The sequence below is a fragment of the Lysinibacillus sp. F12 genome, assembly GCF_057773605.1.
The window spans coordinates 36,687-52,705 of record NZ_JBYMLP010000004.1; the positions used below are offsets into that span (position 1 = coordinate 36,687).

General features: G+C 37.4%; 20 protein-coding genes and 1 pseudogene. 7 read left to right on the forward strand and 14 right to left on the reverse strand.

Annotated features, from left to right (window positions below):
- Positions 1-25: 25 nt before the first annotated feature.
- The 4 genes from AC3CH7_RS18000 to AC3CH7_RS18015 form a co-directional block, all read right to left on the reverse strand.
- Positions 26-1,819, reverse strand: a complete 1,794-nt coding sequence (locus tag AC3CH7_RS18000; protein WP_031418550.1) for a carbon starvation CstA family protein — start codon at positions 1,817-1,819, stop codon at positions 26-28.
- Between the two features lie 118 nt (positions 1,820-1,937).
- Positions 1,938-2,681: a LytR/AlgR family response regulator transcription factor gene (locus AC3CH7_RS18005; RefSeq protein WP_036217940.1), complete on the reverse strand. Its 744-nt coding sequence runs from the start codon at positions 2,679-2,681 to the stop codon at positions 1,938-1,940.
- A 6-nt stretch (positions 2,682-2,687) separates the two neighbouring features.
- The gene (locus AC3CH7_RS18010; RefSeq protein WP_036160556.1) at positions 2,688-4,439 is read right to left on the reverse strand and encodes a sensor histidine kinase; all 1,752 of its coding nucleotides are present in this window, start codon (positions 4,437-4,439) and stop codon (positions 2,688-2,690) included.
- A gap of 24 nt (positions 4,440-4,463) precedes the next feature.
- Positions 4,464-4,961, reverse strand: a complete 498-nt coding sequence (locus tag AC3CH7_RS18015) for an NUDIX hydrolase (RefSeq protein ID WP_099806393.1) — start codon at positions 4,959-4,961, stop codon at positions 4,464-4,466.
- Positions 4,962-5,132: 171 nt separating this feature from the next.
- On the opposite strand from AC3CH7_RS18015, the gene AC3CH7_RS18020 reads away from it, so the two are divergent.
- The gene (locus AC3CH7_RS18020) at positions 5,133-5,684 is read left to right on the forward strand and encodes a hypothetical protein (RefSeq protein WP_488381802.1); all 552 of its coding nucleotides are present in this window, start codon (positions 5,133-5,135) and stop codon (positions 5,682-5,684) included.
- 159 nt (positions 5,685-5,843) lie between these two features.
- On the forward strand, positions 5,844-6,365 hold the full coding sequence (locus AC3CH7_RS18025) for a GNAT family N-acetyltransferase (protein WP_099806392.1): 522 nt from the start codon (positions 5,844-5,846) through the stop codon (positions 6,363-6,365).
- Positions 6,366-6,605: 240 nt separating this feature from the next.
- Here the strand turns inward: AC3CH7_RS18025 and AC3CH7_RS18030 are convergent, their stop codons facing one another.
- A complete protein-coding gene (locus AC3CH7_RS18030) occupies positions 6,606-6,980 on the reverse strand; it encodes a HesB/IscA family protein (protein WP_025116662.1) in 375 nt (124 codons plus the stop codon).
- A gap of 186 nt (positions 6,981-7,166) precedes the next feature.
- On the opposite strand from AC3CH7_RS18030, the gene AC3CH7_RS18035 reads away from it, so the two are divergent.
- The gene (locus AC3CH7_RS18035) at positions 7,167-7,859 is read left to right on the forward strand and encodes a DUF2225 domain-containing protein (protein WP_012292350.1); all 693 of its coding nucleotides are present in this window, start codon (positions 7,167-7,169) and stop codon (positions 7,857-7,859) included.
- Between the two features lie 47 nt (positions 7,860-7,906).
- Here AC3CH7_RS18035 and AC3CH7_RS18040 read toward each other — a convergent pair whose 3' ends face one another.
- The gene (locus tag AC3CH7_RS18040; RefSeq protein WP_004228295.1) at positions 7,907-8,143 is read right to left on the reverse strand and encodes a NifU family protein; all 237 of its coding nucleotides are present in this window, start codon (positions 8,141-8,143) and stop codon (positions 7,907-7,909) included.
- A gap of 84 nt (positions 8,144-8,227) precedes the next feature.
- Between AC3CH7_RS18040 and AC3CH7_RS18045 the strand changes: the two genes are divergently transcribed.
- On the forward strand, positions 8,228-8,563 hold the full coding sequence (locus AC3CH7_RS18045) for a YuzD family protein (RefSeq protein ID WP_031418558.1): 336 nt from the start codon (positions 8,228-8,230) through the stop codon (positions 8,561-8,563).
- Between the two features lie 46 nt (positions 8,564-8,609).
- Here AC3CH7_RS18045 and AC3CH7_RS18050 read toward each other — a convergent pair whose 3' ends face one another.
- Complete coding sequence (locus AC3CH7_RS18050; protein ID WP_036166460.1) at positions 8,610-9,674, reverse strand: NAD(P)/FAD-dependent oxidoreductase; 1,065 nt, start codon at positions 9,672-9,674, stop codon at positions 8,610-8,612.
- Positions 9,675-9,943: 269 nt separating this feature from the next.
- On the opposite strand from AC3CH7_RS18050, the gene AC3CH7_RS18055 reads away from it, so the two are divergent.
- Complete coding sequence (locus tag AC3CH7_RS18055; protein WP_008178065.1) at positions 9,944-10,180, forward strand: YuzB family protein; 237 nt, start codon at positions 9,944-9,946, stop codon at positions 10,178-10,180.
- Positions 10,181-10,261: 81 nt separating this feature from the next.
- Here the strand turns inward: AC3CH7_RS18055 and AC3CH7_RS18060 are convergent, their stop codons facing one another.
- Both AC3CH7_RS18060 and AC3CH7_RS18065 read right to left on the reverse strand, forming a co-directional pair.
- Positions 10,262-11,014 carry a TIGR01457 family HAD-type hydrolase gene (locus AC3CH7_RS18060; RefSeq protein WP_488381803.1) on the reverse strand — a complete coding sequence of 251 codons (753 nt, stop codon included), beginning with the start codon at positions 11,012-11,014 and terminating at the stop codon, positions 10,262-10,264.
- The gene (locus tag AC3CH7_RS18065; protein ID WP_031418562.1) at positions 11,011-11,463 is read right to left on the reverse strand and encodes a DUF86 domain-containing protein; all 453 of its coding nucleotides are present in this window, start codon (positions 11,461-11,463) and stop codon (positions 11,011-11,013) included. Before AC3CH7_RS18065 ends, AC3CH7_RS18060 begins: the two co-directional genes overlap by 4 nt.
- A gap of 88 nt (positions 11,464-11,551) precedes the next feature.
- Here AC3CH7_RS18065 and AC3CH7_RS18070 point away from each other — a divergent pair, with 88 nt between their 5' ends.
- On the forward strand, positions 11,552-11,818 hold the full coding sequence (locus AC3CH7_RS18070) for a DUF3055 domain-containing protein (protein ID WP_008178058.1): 267 nt from the start codon (positions 11,552-11,554) through the stop codon (positions 11,816-11,818).
- Between the two features lie 128 nt (positions 11,819-11,946).
- On the opposite strand, the gene AC3CH7_RS18075 is transcribed toward AC3CH7_RS18070, so the two are convergent.
- Together AC3CH7_RS18075 and AC3CH7_RS18080 are read right to left on the reverse strand one after the other, a co-directional pair.
- Positions 11,947-12,129 (reverse strand): hypothetical protein, encoded by a 183-nt coding sequence (locus AC3CH7_RS18075; protein ID WP_031418564.1) that lies wholly within the window; start codon positions 12,127-12,129, stop codon positions 11,947-11,949.
- Positions 12,130-12,191: 62 nt separating this feature from the next.
- Positions 12,192-12,719 (reverse strand): D-glycero-alpha-D-manno-heptose-1,7-bisphosphate 7-phosphatase, encoded by a 528-nt coding sequence (locus AC3CH7_RS18080; protein ID WP_012292342.1) that lies wholly within the window; start codon positions 12,717-12,719, stop codon positions 12,192-12,194.
- 349 nt (positions 12,720-13,068) lie between these two features.
- Here AC3CH7_RS18080 and AC3CH7_RS18085 point away from each other — a divergent pair.
- Positions 13,069-13,647: pseudogene (locus AC3CH7_RS18085) on the forward strand (transposase); the annotation flags it as partial.
- 161 nt (positions 13,648-13,808) lie between these two features.
- Here the strand turns inward: AC3CH7_RS18085 and AC3CH7_RS18090 are convergent.
- The 3 genes from AC3CH7_RS18090 to yunB form a co-directional block, all read right to left on the reverse strand.
- Positions 13,809-14,159 carry a YutD family protein gene (locus tag AC3CH7_RS18090; protein ID WP_031417695.1) on the reverse strand — a complete coding sequence of 117 codons (351 nt, stop codon included), beginning with the start codon at positions 14,157-14,159 and terminating at the stop codon, positions 13,809-13,811.
- 32 nt (positions 14,160-14,191) lie between these two features.
- Positions 14,192-15,109: a lipoyl synthase gene (gene lipA, locus AC3CH7_RS18095; RefSeq protein WP_031417697.1), complete on the reverse strand. Its 918-nt coding sequence runs from the start codon at positions 15,107-15,109 to the stop codon at positions 14,192-14,194.
- Between the two features lie 106 nt (positions 15,110-15,215).
- Positions 15,216-16,013 carry a sporulation protein YunB gene (yunB, locus tag AC3CH7_RS18100; protein WP_012292339.1) on the reverse strand — a complete coding sequence of 266 codons (798 nt, stop codon included), beginning with the start codon at positions 16,011-16,013 and terminating at the stop codon, positions 15,216-15,218.
- Positions 16,014-16,019: the final 6 nt, after the last annotated feature.

Below are 16,019 nucleotides of genomic sequence, written 5' to 3' on the forward strand. Positions count from 1 at the left end.
ATCTACAATAGTTTCTTCTCTTACATTATGAAGTTGATTGAGTTAATACAAACTTTTGAGATTTCCACAGCTGTGCCCATTTCTTAAAGGCTGAAATAACAATGAGTAGCCCAAGCATCAGCATAATAACGGATAAGATGCCGTTTAACATATTGAAGCCGGCTGCTGCTGGATTCCAATAAACATTTTTAATCATCCAATAGCCTGCAACATTCACAGTGATATATAAATAAGTTAATGGGATAAAACAAGTTAGTGCATAGATTCGTTTATCTGCCACCTTCAGTACCATCGTCACTCCACATACTAAACCAATTGCTGCCATGAGCTGATTAGAAACACCGAATAATACCCAAATGGAGCTAATATCCCCTGAATACAATAAGTAACCCCACATAAAGCAAGCCAGTGCACTAGCAAAAATTGTGCCCGGTATCCAATTAGTTCGCTTCAATGGCTTATAAACATTGCCCCCAAAGTCTTGAATTAAATAGCGTGCCACTCGTGTTCCTGCATCTATCGCTGTTAGAATAAACACAGCCTCAAACATAATGACAAATTGATAGAAATAGGAGGATAACTCCGCAAACCAAGGAATACCTGTAAAAATATCCGTCATTCCGACAGCTAATGTCACGGCTCCTCCTGTTCGTCCCTCTAAGTCCATTCCAATACTTTGAGATAATGCTTGTAAATGAACAGGCTCCATTCCTAATGTAGCAAAAACTGCTGGCGCTGAGTTAATAGCAAAATAGTCTGCCGGATGAAGAGCGGTAGCTGCAATCAATGCCATCACACCTACTAACGACTCAACTAACATTGCTCCAAAGCCAACAATTCGAATATCTTCCCAACGGTCAATCATTTTAGGTGTCGTTCCTGAGCCTACAAAGGCATGGAAGCCAGAAATAGCTCCACAGGCAATCGTAATGGATACAAATGGCCACACAGGACCAGCAATTACCGGACCTCCACCATGAATAAACTCTGTAAATGGTGGGAACTGAATAGCTGGGTTAACGAAAAATACGCCAATAATTAAAGCGATGAACACCCCTATTTTCATAAAACTACTTAAATAATCACGTGGAGCCAATAATAGCCACACAGGCAATGCCGCCGCAAAAAATGCATAGATAGGTAAAATAATTGCTAATGTATCACGATCAAATGTTAAAAAATCACCAAATGCAGTTCCTTGAATAAGCGGTCCAATAAATACACCTATCATTAATAAAATAAACCCAACTGCTGACGTGGCAAGTAAATTGCCTGTTTTACGATAAGCAATACCTACAAGCATAGCAATTGGAATGGTGATCCCTACGGCAAACGTCCCCCATGGATTTCGTTCTAAAGCTCCTAAAACCACCATAGATAGACCTGCCATTGTAATTGTAATAATAAACAGCATCGCAAGGCCTGTACAGAAGCCAGCTATTGGGCCGAGCTCTTCCTTCATCACTTCTGATAAAGACTTCCCACCATGGCGCATAGAAGCAAATAATACCACTGCATCATGTACAGCTCCCCCAATGACCGCCCCTATCAATAACCATAGAAGGCCAGGTAAGTAACCAAATTGAGCAGCTAAAATCGGCCCTACCAATGGGCCCGCAGCAGCGATTGCTGCAAAGTGATGCCCAAAGGTTACCCATTTATTCGTCGGAACATAGTCTTTACCATCTTCCAAAGCGTGGGCGGGCGTGGGCGTGTCATCTTTTATTTTGAGTACCTTTTTTGTAAAAAATATGCCATACAAACGATAGCTAATCACCAAAACACAAATAGAACCTATCACAATTGTAATCGCATTCATATCAACACCCCTTATACTTTTTCCACATCATAGCAAAGGAATGTCCACTATATTCGCAAAATTAACTGAAATGTCAGAATTAAAAGTTGAAACGTAGTATTCTTCTGTTGAAATGCAATTATCTCGATAGGTCAAAAATTTTTCGTACATCCTTCATATAGAGCCTACTGACTGGAATGGAATGTCTGTTGTACAATATTAAATTATATTTAGAGCTACTCCAAGGCTCTAGTTCCACAATATGCTCTAAATTCACGATAAACGCACGATGGACACGCACAAATCCTTTTAATGTCAACTTCCTTTCTAATGCCGCCAATGACTCCGAAGCAAAAAACCTCCCTTGCTCTGTCACAACCACCGTTTTACTGTCCTCTGATGTACAATATAAAATATCCTGTATTTTCATTAATAAAATTCGATCGTTGACATAAACCGTTAATTTATCAAGCTTGTCCAGCTGTGAAACTTTTATTTCTTCTATTGTTTTCACCTGTGCGGCTCTTCTTTTAGCTACTAACTTTTCTACTGCAGCTTGTACTCTCTGTGCTTCGAAAGGTTTCAAAATATAATCAAAAGCATTGACCTCGAATGCCTGTAATGCGTATTCATCAAAGGCAGTAGCAAAAATAATTTCTGGTTTTTGTTCATGCAACAGTAATTGCTTAGCCAAATCGAGCCCATTATTCATGCCTAACTCAATATCCAAAAATAAACAATCTACTTGTTCATACTGTGTCGTATGGTAGAATTCATCTAGACTTTCAGATTCACCACAAATATTTACTAACGCTGTTTGCTCTAATAAATAGCGCAATTCAGCACGTGCCAACGGTTCATCATCCACAATATATACATTCACTCTATTCTACTCCCATCTAGTCGCCTTTAACGGCAGCTGAATCATTATTTTTGTTCCTACATCCAATGTACTGGTTATATGAAAATCAGCCTCTGTGCCATAAATTTCATGAATACGCTGATAAATATTCCATAAAGCCGTTCCAGTCCCTTGCTCCGATTGCATAATCCGTTTACCAAGCTGCTTTACCTGCTCTTTTCTCATGCCACAGCCGTTATCTTCTGTTAACAGGACTAGCTTATCGTTTACTCGTTGTACTTGGACAAAAATCTTTCCTTCCTTACGATTTTTAAATGCATGATAAATAGCATTTTCAACAAGAGGCTGTAATGTAAATGGTGGAATCTGTACATCGAAAAGTGATTCATCCATAAAAAACTCAACTTCGTAACGATTAGGAAACCTTGTTTGCTCAATAGATAAATATGCCTCAACATGATCAATTTCATTTTTCAATGGAATGAGCATTTGCCGTGCGCCTTGCAAATTGCTTCTAAAAAAAGTACTAAGTTTGATTAATAATGCTCTTGCCTCATCTGCATCTGTACGGATCAAGCTTGATATGGTATTAAGGCTATTAAAGAAGAAATGCGGATGCACTTGTGCCTGTAACGCTTTAATTTCAGCGTCCTTTAATAACTTCCGCTGTTGTTCAATTTCAGCATATTCAAGCTGTGAAGAGAATAGTCTACTTAAGCCCTCCGCAAGCTCCTTCTGCACCCCTGTTAATGAATCTGCTTTCGTGAAATACAGCTTGAGGCTTCCAACAGTACGATGCTGTACCATTAAAGGTAAAACAATGGCAGCGCTTAAAGGACAATCCTCATGTGGACATTGAATTTCCGTTGCCGAGGTAGCCATTAAAATTTTGCCTTCCTCTAATACTCGCTTCGTCAAAGCCGTCATAATTTCCCGATGAATTAAATGATGGTCCTCTCCAACACCAACATGTGCTAATACACCGTTTTTATCGGTAATAGCGACCGCCTCTACTTTAATTTCTCTTTTAATAATTTCAGCCACCGTTTGACAGGATTCCTCATTCAATCCTTTTCTGAAATGCTCAATCGTTTGTTGGGCAATTGAAAAAGCTTGATGTGTTTGCAATGCCTTTGTTCGTTCTTCTTCATCAATAAATGTTTTTATAATCATAAAAAATAAAAAGATTCCAAAAGCATTCATCAAAATCATTGGCATGGCAATTAACGTGACTAGCTGCAAAGCTTGCTCAAATGGTTTCGCAACAGCTAAAATCACAATCATTTGAATCGTTTCCGCACAAATTCCAATGATGACAGCTTTCTTGTAGGAAAAAGTTTGACGTATTTTGAAACGTTTGCTTAAACCACCAGTCATAAAGCCCGCTAAAATCGTCGAAATGCCACAGGCTATTGCTGTAAAGCCCCCAAGTGTCATGCGGTGAATACCTGCAATAATCCCCACGCATACACCAACAAGAGGCCCACCAAAAATACCTGCAATGGCTACACCGATCAATCTCGTATTGGCAATAGCCTCCTCAGCGTTAATCGTACTATGTATCATCTGATTTAAAGGATGTATCGTACCGCTTTCAATTTTAATCCCTGTATAACTACTAATAATACATAAGCTACTAAAGGTAATGATGAGCCATATTTTCTCCTTCGTCCCTTGCTCCTGAAATAGCTTCTCTCGAAACAGTCTCCATCTCGACATTAAAAAGGCAAACACAATGATCAGCCCAACTCGCTCTAACATAAATAAAAATAGCTCCATCATAGGTCCCCTCTCGAAGTCATATTATTTTTTAAAGAACAGTCGATAAGAGGTATAACCAAAAATATCCCCAGGATTAATCCCCTCTATCGCTTCTAATTGATGCTTTTGAAATTGATTAGTTGCCATTTCTTTTAACATAACGGAGGTTGCTTCATCTTGTGCGAGCTCCTGAGGATACAACCATTTGGCTTCTAGTATTTCTTTCTCCTGAATGCATACTTGCTGCTGTTCATCCAGCATACGACAATAAAAAATTGCCATATTATCGCTGATATCCTCACGGATGACGCCTGTACGAAATCCAATTAACCCTGATACGCTGCAATCTATCCCTGTTTCTTCTTTTATTTCACGAATGACTGCCTCATCCACGGTTTCTCCTGCGTTAACAAATCCTGCTGGTAATGACCAACGTCCTTTCAATCCACTATAAGCCTTTTTCACCACTAACCATTGTCCAAGCTCATTAACTGTAACACCTGATACACCCAACCATATTTTCCCTCGATCTTTTCTCATAACCTTCACCTCTATATATCTATTATACCTGCTTGCTTTCAATGGAAAAAAGCTTTTATTCAGAATTTTAAGACCAATCCTTATAAAGTGAAAAAATACATTTACAATCCTCATTTGTCAATATGTTACACTTAATGAAACTCATCATTTTAAGTACGAAAGGAGGATTGTATGTTACATGCACTATCAGTACGAGCAAAGTACTTTATAGTAGCCCTTATATTCGCGATACTCACGCCTTTTTTAGCCTTTTTTATGCCTCTAACCATATCGCAGACATTCTATGCTCATAGAGAGGATGTCGTCCTGATGACACCACCTAGCAACTTTATTATGCTTTTAATCGCCTTAGGATTGATTTTCTTAGTTTTACTAGTACTCGGTTTAAAAAGGAATACAAAAATCTACATCCTCGCATGTGTAATCATCTTAGGTAGTATCGTCTTAGGTTATTGTTCTTTATTAAGCTATAGCGCTATAAAAAAGGAGGAAATCGTTTTTCAACAGTATCACCACCAAACTATTTATAAATGGCAAGATATAAAGGAGGTTACCTATGAATACGAAATAGGTACAGTGGGAACCTATTTTTTTCTAACAACAAACAATGAACAATTTATGATTGTGGAGAACGGACAATTTGGTCTCGACGAAAAGAGGGCCATTTATAAGCTAGCTGTTTTAAATGGGGTAAAGTTTACGGAACGCGAAAAATTGGATTAACTCAATGCGAAAAGGCTTTATTGATCTTCAGGAAAAGACCACTTTTCTGATATTTCAATATCCAGCAGGAGCTGAGAGATGATATAGATTTTCATAAAATAAAAGCCCTTCACGTCCTCACGTCCTACCTCATGGATGAATACAGAAAGGGAGAGTAAAATGATTATAAAAATGACTTCTTCTAATATGAAGGATTATAATAAATCAAACCACGGTTTTATAGTCTCAGGAAAAATTATACCGACATACAAAAATAAAGTTTGGACATTTACAGAGGAAATAGGCACTGAGCCTTTTTTTAAAAAATATGAAGATGATGAAATTGACCTTAGCTACATAAACGATATGGAGAAAGCCGTATTTTTTTACTATATTGAATCCAATTGTGTAGGGCAGATTAAGTTGTGCTCTAACTGGAATGGATATGCACTTATTGAAGACATTGCTGTTGCAAAAGATTACAGAAAAGATGGCATTGGTACAGCTTTAATAAATAAAGCCATTGAGTGGGCAAAAGAAAGGAATTACTGTGGTCTCATGCTTGAAACACAGGATATCAATGTTTCAGCCTGTCATTTTTATGCCAAAAATCAATTTGTAATAGGTGCAGTGGATACCATGCTTTATTCAAACTTTCCAACAGCAAATGAAATAGCAATTTTTTGGTATTATAGATTTTAAATAATCCGAATGCGTTGTTTAATTATGTAAACAGGGCTTTTGTTTTAGGTTTTGATGTTTTCAAGCCATAGTAAAAGCCTCTTCAATTTGTTGTTATCAAAACAAACAAATCAAAAAGGCTTGGTATTCACAGCCCTAAATACGCTATTTTAGGGTTGTGTTTACATATAATCTGGATTGTGTACACATCAATTCTAACCGTTATTTACAATCCTTCTTCTACATTTATATGACGTTTAATTACTCACAAATCTCAGGTGTACCTTCACGCTTTGCTGTTTTGAAAGATGTACCGCAGCCACACGATGCAATGGCATTTGGATTATCAATTGTGAAGCCACCGCCCATTAGCGATTGTTTATAGTCAATTTTTGTTCCCATCAAAATCGGCGCATCTTCACGGGAAACAAGAATTGTTAAACCATGTTGTACATCTACAAAGTCATCCTCTTTTTTCTCTTGATCAAAATGCATGCCATAGGATAGTCCACTACAGCCGCCACCGTTTACTACTACACGTAAAAAAGAACCTTGCTCTTCGTTATGCTCCATCATTTCATTAATATGAAAGCCGGCAGCCTGTGTAATTTCAATAACTTGCTTTGTACTTGTCATCCCCATCACCTTCCTTCTTACGTATTATCATATCAATTTTGACCAATGTATGACAAACATTCAGCTTCAAGGTAAATTTTAGTGATAGTTCTTATATTTTTCACATGTTTAGGATTTTTTGTTCATGCTTCTAACAGCTCCATTGGTATAATAGTTACAATGACTTCTATGTAGGGGGTAATATATATGGATATTTCACCGTATTATGAAAAACAAATTCAATGTTTGAATTGTAAAAAGGATTTTCCGACGTTAAAAGTACGTTCTAAATTTATTAAAGTAGAACATACAGAAACCGATTTCCACCCTATTTACACAGATGATGTGAATGCGCTTTATTACAATGTCTTCGTTTGCGAGCATTGTGGCTTTTCGTTTACAGAGGACTTTACAAAATATTTTGCACCAGGTATTCAAGATGAAATACACACACAAATTACAAAAAAGTGGGTGCATCATGATTTTAAGGGAGAGCGTACTGTTTTTCAGGCCATACAAGCTTATAAATTAGCTTTCCTCTGTGGCACAATAAAAAAAGAAAAACATGTCGCTATTGCTGGTTTAGCTTTACGTCTTGCTTGGCTTTACCGTTCGCTCAAAAATAGTGGGCAAGAGGAACGCTTTATGAAACTAGCACGTGATCATTATATGGAATCGTACTCCACAGAAGATTACAGTTCTACACAAATGTCTGCTGTACGCATCATGTATATGATTGCGGAATTATCAAGAAGAATCGGAGACATTGAAAATGCGACACGTTTCTTTTCGAGAGTGATTGAAAAACAAAGTAGCGGTGGCGAGGCTAAAATTGTAGATATGGCAAAAGAGCAATGGGCTATCATCCGTGAAGAAAAAGAGCATGCGCGCCACATATAATTTAAAAAAAGTTCTAGTCTGAGATTCAGCTAGAACTTTTTAATGTCTTAGAATACTTGCTCTACTTCCACAATACCTGGTACTTCTTCCAATAATGCACGTTCAATACCAGCTTTCAATGTAATAGTAGAACTTGGGCAGCTGCCACAAGCACCTAATAAACGTAATTTTACAACGCCATCCTCAACATCTACTAATTCACAGTCTCCACCGTCACGTAGTAAGAATGGACGTAATTTATCTAATACCTCTTGAACTTGGTCGTTAATTGTTGCTTCTGCCATTTTATCTCGACTCCTTTCCTTATAATGATTATAATGTTAGCAACAGAAAAAATCCAATATTGAATCACAAGGAGAGAAAATACGATGCAACCAACTAAACCTATGATTGAAATTTATGGAACAGCTGTAATTTGCGCTAGCTGTGTCAATGCTCCATCTTCCAAAGATACATATGAGTGGCTACAAGCAGCTATCGATCGAAAATATCCAGATCAACAATACGATATTCGCTATATCGATATTGAAGGACCAATTGAGAATGAACGTGATCAAGACTATGCGACTCGTATCCAGGAGGATGAGTTTTTCTATCCGCTTGTCCTCATAAATAATGAAGTTGTAGGCGAAGGTTATGTACAGCTGAAACCTGTATTTACTGCACTTGAAGGTTTAGGTTTTGTCCCAGATGAAACAGTATAACCAAAGCTAAGGGATTGTTTCAAATGGAAACAATCCCTTTTACTAACTAATCATTTTGACGTTTATAATACCATAATAGTCCGGATTTCATTAAACGAGCAATACGGCCTGTAACTGTTGTATCTGCCAAATAGACAAAGCCTTGTTTTTTACCAAGCGCACCCATGAAACCTTTTAATTTAATTTCTGGCATTTTTTCAGGTAATTGTTCGCCCTTCCAACGCATACGAAGTACTTTTACAATTAGCTCTGCTTGTTCCTCTGCTAACTGTGCCGTTGGAGGTAAATCTGAGGAAGCACAATCCCCAACAATATATACATGTTCATCGTCAAGTACATTAAAATACTGTGTTACTAGTGGACGACCATGTTTATCCTTCTCAACATCCATATCACGTACGATTTTGACAGGCTGTACGCCAGCAGTCCATACCACCTTGTCGAGTAAAATTTCTTCCTCATGATTGAAAATTTTACCTTGTTCCACTTTAGTAATATTGGAATTGGCAATAACATCAACGTTATGCTTAACAAACCAATCTTTTACATATTTACTTAATTTTTCTGGGAAATCCTTTAAAATACGTGGCCCTCGGTCAAATAGCTTAATTTTTAAATCAGATCGACTTTCACGGAGCTCACTTGCAAGTTCAATACCACTTAAGCCAGCCCCTACAATCCCAACTGTAGAACCAGCAGGTAAACCACATAGCGCTTGAAGTGTGGCACGTGATTGCCCCATCGTTTGAATGCTATAAGTGTACTCCTCTGCACCCGGTACACCATGATATTTATCTTCGCAACCAAGACCAACGACTAAATCATCATATTCAATACGTTGTCCATCTTCTAAAACGACTACTTTTTCCGCACGATTAATTTCAGTTATTTCTCCATATACAGGCGTTAAACGTTCATGCTCAGGGAAGCTTACACGAATTTCTTTATCGGTAGCAGTTCCTGCTGCTAGCGCATAAAACTCCGTTTTTAAACTATGGAAAGGGGCTCTATCTACTATGACTACCTCTCTGTCTAATGGCAGATTATTTAATAGACGAAGCATGACACGCATATTGCCATAGCCGCCACCTAAAAGTACTAATTTACCCATAATATTCTCCTTTTATATCTCTTTTAATAATTGTTCACAAAGTATCCACAAACGAGTATAACCGATTGTGAGAAGTTTCACAATATCAGAATGAAATTTTGTGAAAGATTTCACAAAATAAATGAAAAGATGTTCATTTCGATAGACTTTTAAGCAATTAATAACGGTTTTCCCTTTATTTTTTATATAAAAACACTTTAATACTTTCAACTTAAATAATTGACGAAATTCGTAAAACCGAGTAGCATTACTTTGGTGAGGTGACATGGATGAATCCAATGGTTGAATTTTGTATTAGTAATTTAGCAAATGGCTCTCAAGCAACTTATGAAGTACTCGAACGCGATCCGAATATTGACGTTTTGGAATATGGCTGCCTCAGTTATTGTACAAAGTGCTCAGAATCTTTTTATGCTATTGTCAATGGTGAATTAGTAGAAGCTGATTCTCCAGAAGCGTTAACGAAAGCCATTTATCAGTTTATTGAAGAAAACCCTTTATGGTAGGTTCCTAAAACGCACCTATATAAATAAATTTGAACAAAAAAAATGGATGTTATGCTAATAAATCTGCATAACATCCTTTATTTATTGTAACGCATCCACTACATATGTAGGTTGAAGTTCTTTCTCTTGTACAACCTTTGTGGGCGTAACGCCTGTATTCACATGGATTGTATCACAGCCAAAATTAATACCGCACATAATGTCCGTATCATAATTATCACCAATCATAACCATGTCTTCTTTAGAAAAATTGTGTTCTGTCGCAATCACTTCTAGGATAGCAGGTGATGGCTTTCCTATATAAATAGGATCAACGCCCGCAACCTCTCCTACTAAACGAGCAAAAGAACCATTCCCTGGTAAGAAGCCATATTCTGTTGGGAACTTAATATCCTGATTAGTGGCAATAAAAATTGCTCCTTTTTGGACAAAAATTGCCGCTCTAGCAAGTGCCATATAATCAAGCGTTCGATCAATCCCCATGACAAATACATCCGCCTCGTCTTCAACAGGCACAATATTTTCACTAAGTAATGCCTGACGAATACCATCTGAACCCATCATAGCTACTTTTTTTCCTGCATAATGGAGTGCTACATACTTCGCTGTGACGGACGCACTTGAATAAATATGCTCTAATGGTGCACGAATCCCTATAGACAGTAAAGCATCTTGCAGTTGTTCTCGCGTTTTAGAAGAGTTATTCGTGACATAAAAAGGCTCAATTCCTGCTTGCTGTAAGCGATGAATAAATGCAATCGCAGAAGGAATTCCTTGCTTTCCACGGTAAACAGTGCCGTCTAAATCAAAGCAATAGGCCTTATACGCTCTCATTGATGATCCTCTGGTAAAAATGCAGAAACTGGGCCTAGCTCATTTGTTAAATAATGATGGACTGCAGGTGAAAATTGCTTTAATGCCGATAAATTGGCTGTAAGTACGTGTATAACTTCATCAATATCTACTTCTATAAACTCACGTACAAGCATTTTACGCAAGCCAACAACTGCTTTATATGGTGCCTCCATTTCAGCAACTACGACTTTTTCATCGATTAATATATCAATAATATCCTCGTAGCTTCCTGGATCGCGCATTATGAAACCGTCAATCATTAAATTTCCTACGTCCATCATTGACTCCATAATGTTGTGTCCAATTCGCTCGATAGCTAATTTCTTTATATCATTTTGAGACCAGTTATTCTCTGTCTCCAAAATGGCTAATAGCCCATCTAAGTACTGTAAATTTTTTGTGATTTTATTACGATCTACAAAATACACAAGGAAAGCCCCCATTCAAATCTTTAAAAGTTGATAGTCTTTTCTCTTCTATAGTACCATAACTATAGGACTGGAAGGAGATTAAAAGATGGAACGTTTTTTTTTATATGATGATGTAGAAGATACAAAAACACGCTTTGTTAGCTTTGCAGGAAAAAAACTACGCTATGATTTAGCGATATTACAATCTGGCCGCTTCTTTGGGAAAGTACTTGTCATGGATATTCAATTTGGTCGCTTTGCTATTATTGGCCCTGATGATGTAGAAGAGCCTGGCTATTTAGAACATGTTTACAATCGGACAGAAGACGAAACCGAAGAACTTCGAGAATATTTACGTGAACTATTGAATTAACACCCTTTTTACAGGGTGTTTTTTGTATGACATCATTACATTGCACTAGATATTTTTCTGAGGATTTTTAAATCAAGATAAAAAAATTCCGCTCACCAGTCGGCTTTTGCGAAATCTTTTAAGGTCGATTATTTATTGAGCGTGGATGGATTATCCTTATTATGTGGCTTGTCTTTATTTTCATTGTCATTTTGCTTTTTCGCTTCATTATTTTGACCAATAACGCCTAAATCATCTACACTAATATCAAAACCATATCCGTATTCTTCACGATCTAGGTGCTTTTTATTGCGCTTATCCTTCGTCAACATCATCACCTCCACTCATAAATTATCCCTTTTTCAAAGTTTTATACTTCTTGTACCTTCATTGCTTAAGCTGTTGCATCTTTTATGATCCATCGCGCAGCTCTCATCAAATCAGGAAAAATTGCATCTGCTAAGGGGTCATCCTCGCCTAAAAATACGCCCTTTGTACCCGCTTGTTTTCCCGCTATAATATCTGTATCCGTATCGCCAACCATATAGGATTTCGATAAATCAATGTTATATTTCTTTCCTAAATCAATAATGAGCTTACTATTAGGTTTTCTACAGGCACAGCCCGACTTAGGCTTATGGGGACAATAAACAACTTCATGAATAATGGCGCCTTTTTTCTTTAGCTCCTTCACCATATGTTCATGTATTTTTTGCAAACCACTCTCGCTCATAAAACCTAAACCCACGCCACCCTGATTTGTCACAACAAAAATATAGTCAAAATGTTTATTTAATTTTCGAATGGCTTCTGGAACTTGGGGTAAAAAGTATAAATCCCTAGGTTTATTAACAAATTTCACACGTTTTGTTAATACTTCATTGATCACACCATCACGGTCTAAAAAGACGGCTCTTTTCATTTGTATCTCACCTTTAATCAGCTGTTTTGAGCTTTATTATTCCCCAATTATACAAAAGCTAATAAAAACAAAGAAAAAACTTGATGTATTATCACATCAAGTCAGACTGTAGACAAACTCAAAAAATTTGAGAGTTTGCCTACAGTCTTTTTTCTTTTACAATGAAATAAAGTAAAGCCGTTGATTTCCACTACGGGCGGACGCTTTCCGCGGGCGGGGTCGAGCTGCTTCCCTCGCTTCGCTCAGTCCAGGATCTCGACTTTCCCGCTTTTCCCGCAGGAGTCGCCGCCCTTCGTTCCCATCAACTTCTACATAAAGTACTCCATCTACATAGGGTGTTGAAAAGTAAATGCTCCATGCAGACCATTTATTTATGATTCCACGCATGTGAAAGCGAGTGTGAATAAACGGAAGTATGATAAAAAGGTTGTGCGAAAAGAAACACGGGCTTATGAAGAAAAACTTCCATTAGAGTTAAATATGGATCGTGAAGAACACGGAAAAAAGCCCCTTCCCCTGGAGAAGTTTGAAAAGGAAGAATGGAAAGAAACAAAGGGCAGATATTGAAGTATGCGACAACGACGAAGGAAGGATATCGCCAATATAAATCGAATCCTTTGATTTGTGCGAGGTGTCCAAGCCTTTCCCAATGTACAGAAAGTAAGCATCATCAAAAACTCATTCAACGTCATATTTGGGCGTCGTATGTGGAGGAAGCTGAACATTTACGCCCTTCCTATGACATCAAACAGATTTATGCCAAGCGCAAAGAAACGATTGAGCGTGTCTTTGCGGATGCAAAAGAAAAGCATGGTATGCGATGGACAACCTTAAGAGGTCTAAAAAAATGGTCCATGTGCAGGCGATGCTTACTTTTGCTGCCATGAATTTAAAGAAACTAGCTACTTGGACGTGGCAGACAGCTTAAGAGAGCCTCTATGCTCGAAGAGTATGTTGGATACAGCAATGATTTACCAGATATTGAAAATGAAAGAGAAAGAAACATGACAAAAGCCATCGAGAATAAACTTCTCGATGACTTTTGTCTACAGTCTAACTTGATGTATGATCACATCAAGTTTCTTCTTTTTATTCTGCTAATGGTTCTTGGTCGGTTGGCTGTGCAGTTACTTCATTCACATCCAGCACCTCTGGCTGTTTCATAACTTTCCCTGTTTTACGTAAGACAAAATAAGCGCAGCCAAAATTACAATATTCATATAAATAATCTTGAAGCGTGCTTATTTTCGTATCAAAAGTTGACTTTTGATTTTTATCATCAAAAAAGCCCTTTAATCGTAATTGATTATAGCCCCAATCACCTACTATATAGTCGTATCTAGCTAATATATCGGAATACCTTTCCTGAAAAACTTCCTCCTGAAAGGCTTCGCGAAAATCTTCTAATAGTTCATATTCTAATCCTTCAACTATGATCAAAGTGACACCACCCTCTTGTTCATCCTTGACGTTTAGAGCTCTGCTTGTAACTGACGTTCTTTTGTTGCAGCATTTACTTGTTCGTCAGCATGATAACTACTACGTACAAGTGGGCCAGCTTCGCAATGTTTAAAGCCTTTTTCCATAGCAATTTTTCGCAGTTTCCCAAACTCTATCGGTGAATAATATTTTTTAACTGGTAAATGCTTTTTCGTAGGCTGTAAATATTGACCAATCGTCATGATATCCACATTATTTGCTCGTAAATCATCCATTACTTCTAAAATTTCTTCATGCGTTTCTCCTAAACCAATCATTAACGATGATTTCGTCGGAATTTCTGGTTGCATTTCTTTAGCTAGACGTAGGAACTCCAAAGAACGCTCGTATTTTGCACGAGCACGGACTCTTGGTGTTAAACGACGTACGGTTTCAATGTTATGGTTTAAAATGTCTGGCTTCGCATCCATTAGCATTTGAAGATTCTCCTTCATACCACCTAAATCAGATGGTAATACTTCAACAGATGTGAAAGGACTTTTGCGACGAATAGCACGTACTGTTTCTGCTAAAACTTCCGCTCCACCATCTTTTAAATCGTCACGCGCTACCATAGTAATGACAACGTGTTTTAGGTTCATAATAGCTACTGAATCTGCAACGCGTTCTGGCTCTGCCAAGTCTAACTCATTTGGTAAACCTGTTTTTACTGCACAGAATCGACAAGCACGTGTACAAACCGAACCAAGAATCATCATTGTAGCCGTACGTCTTTCTCCCCAGCATTCATGAATATTTGGACAGCGAGCCTCTTCACAAACAGTATGAAGATTTTTCTCACGCATAAGCTTTTTAAGACCTTTATATTCATCATTAGTGTTTAGTTTTATTTTTAGCCAGTCTGGTTTTCTTAAATGTTCTTCTTTACTTGTAGGTTTACAAGATGTCATACGGATATCGCCCCTATCAAAAATATGCATTTTTTATATTAACTATCTTCACTGTTGTCAATGTAACATATTAAATGAACTCCAACAACTATCACAGTAAACATTTCTATTTAAAAGGCACAGGTATTTCAATGGAAGGTTGAGGTGCATCACTGCTATTGGTATAGATGTTCGGTACTGGACCTCTAGTTAACCCCATAGCAACAGGAATATCCTGTGCAACGGTTGAAGATTTACTTGCAAAAGGAACAATAATTTGGACATTTACCTCTAAATGAATGCCCACCTCAACATACGCACTATTAATCCCAAATTCCTGAATAGATGAGGTCACGTTACTATGGACATTTCCTATCACATGGAATCGTATAGGGATTTTTGGTCCTAAATTTCCGAGCAAAGGAATATTCGCTGCTTGCCCGAGTGGTACAAAAAAGACAATACCATCCCCTTCCTGAATTCTATTAATATCATATTCAACATTATCTAATTCAGGTAAATGTGATAGTTCTCCTTGTTCTGCCTGCTCTAAATACATTTTTACAAGCTCTAATGTCTCCGCTCGAACGCGATTAATAATTTCCGTATTAAACTTGGTTGTCATCATATCAGAACTACCTGGAGGAATATCTTCAATGATATCATTTACATCTAATACATTGGAGGTACGTGAGTTAATGGCTTTACTTACTACATATGATGCAATTTTTGTAGTTTGTACTTCTGCATATTGCAAATAGGTGGGCATGAGCCGTTCATTTAAATAATAAATAAATAATATAAGACAAACAACCATACTAACAATTAAAATGGTTAAACGATTAAGACGTATTCCCCTTTTATGATAAGAGCGCAATTTCATCCTTTTTCGAGGGAAAAACAAAAAAATCTCCTCCTGTTCCATAACGTA

What these genes read in the sequence shown, in the direction of transcription:
- AC3CH7_RS18000 (WP_031418550.1), bottom strand. Translation starts at nt 1,819, where the DNA reads ATGAATGCGATTACAATTGTGATAGGTTCTATTTGTGTTTTGGTGATT.
- AC3CH7_RS18010 (WP_036160556.1), bottom strand. Translation starts at nt 4,439, where the DNA reads ATGGAGCTATTTTTATTTATGTTAGAGCGAGTTGGGCTGATCATTGTG.
- AC3CH7_RS18015 (WP_099806393.1), bottom strand. Translation starts at nt 4,961, where the DNA reads ATGAGAAAAGATCGAGGGAAAATATGGTTGGGTGTATCAGGTGTTACA.
- AC3CH7_RS18020 (WP_488381802.1), top strand. Translation starts at nt 5,133, where the DNA reads ATGTTACATGCACTATCAGTACGAGCAAAGTACTTTATAGTAGCCCTT.
- AC3CH7_RS18025 (WP_099806392.1), top strand. Translation starts at nt 5,844, where the DNA reads ATGATTATAAAAATGACTTCTTCTAATATGAAGGATTATAATAAATCA.
- AC3CH7_RS18030 (WP_025116662.1), bottom strand. Translation starts at nt 6,980, where the DNA reads ATGACAAGTACAAAGCAAGTTATTGAAATTACACAGGCTGCCGGCTTT.
- AC3CH7_RS18035 (WP_012292350.1), top strand. Translation starts at nt 7,167, where the DNA reads ATGGATATTTCACCGTATTATGAAAAACAAATTCAATGTTTGAATTGT.
- AC3CH7_RS18040 (WP_004228295.1), bottom strand. Translation starts at nt 8,143, where the DNA reads ATGGCAGAAGCAACAATTAACGACCAAGTTCAAGAGGTATTAGATAAA.
- AC3CH7_RS18045 (WP_031418558.1), top strand. Translation starts at nt 8,228, where the DNA reads ATGCAACCAACTAAACCTATGATTGAAATTTATGGAACAGCTGTAATT.
- AC3CH7_RS18050 (WP_036166460.1), bottom strand. Translation starts at nt 9,674, where the DNA reads ATGGGTAAATTAGTACTTTTAGGTGGCGGCTATGGCAATATGCGTGTC.
- AC3CH7_RS18055 (WP_008178065.1), top strand. Translation starts at nt 9,944, where the DNA reads ATGAATCCAATGGTTGAATTTTGTATTAGTAATTTAGCAAATGGCTCT.
- AC3CH7_RS18060 (WP_488381803.1), bottom strand. Translation starts at nt 11,014, where the DNA reads ATGAGAGCGTATAAGGCCTATTGCTTTGATTTAGACGGCACTGTTTAC.
- AC3CH7_RS18070 (WP_008178058.1), top strand. Translation starts at nt 11,552, where the DNA reads ATGGAACGTTTTTTTTTATATGATGATGTAGAAGATACAAAAACACGC.
- AC3CH7_RS18075 (WP_031418564.1), bottom strand. Translation starts at nt 12,129, where the DNA reads ATGTTGACGAAGGATAAGCGCAATAAAAAGCACCTAGATCGTGAAGAA.
- AC3CH7_RS18080 (WP_012292342.1), bottom strand. Translation starts at nt 12,719, where the DNA reads ATGAAAAGAGCCGTCTTTTTAGACCGTGATGGTGTGATCAATGAAGTA.
- lipA (WP_031417697.1), bottom strand. Translation starts at nt 15,109, where the DNA reads ATGACATCTTGTAAACCTACAAGTAAAGAAGAACATTTAAGAAAACCA.
- yunB (WP_012292339.1), bottom strand. Translation starts at nt 16,013, where the DNA reads ATGGAACAGGAGGAGATTTTTTTGTTTTTCCCTCGAAAAAGGATGAAA.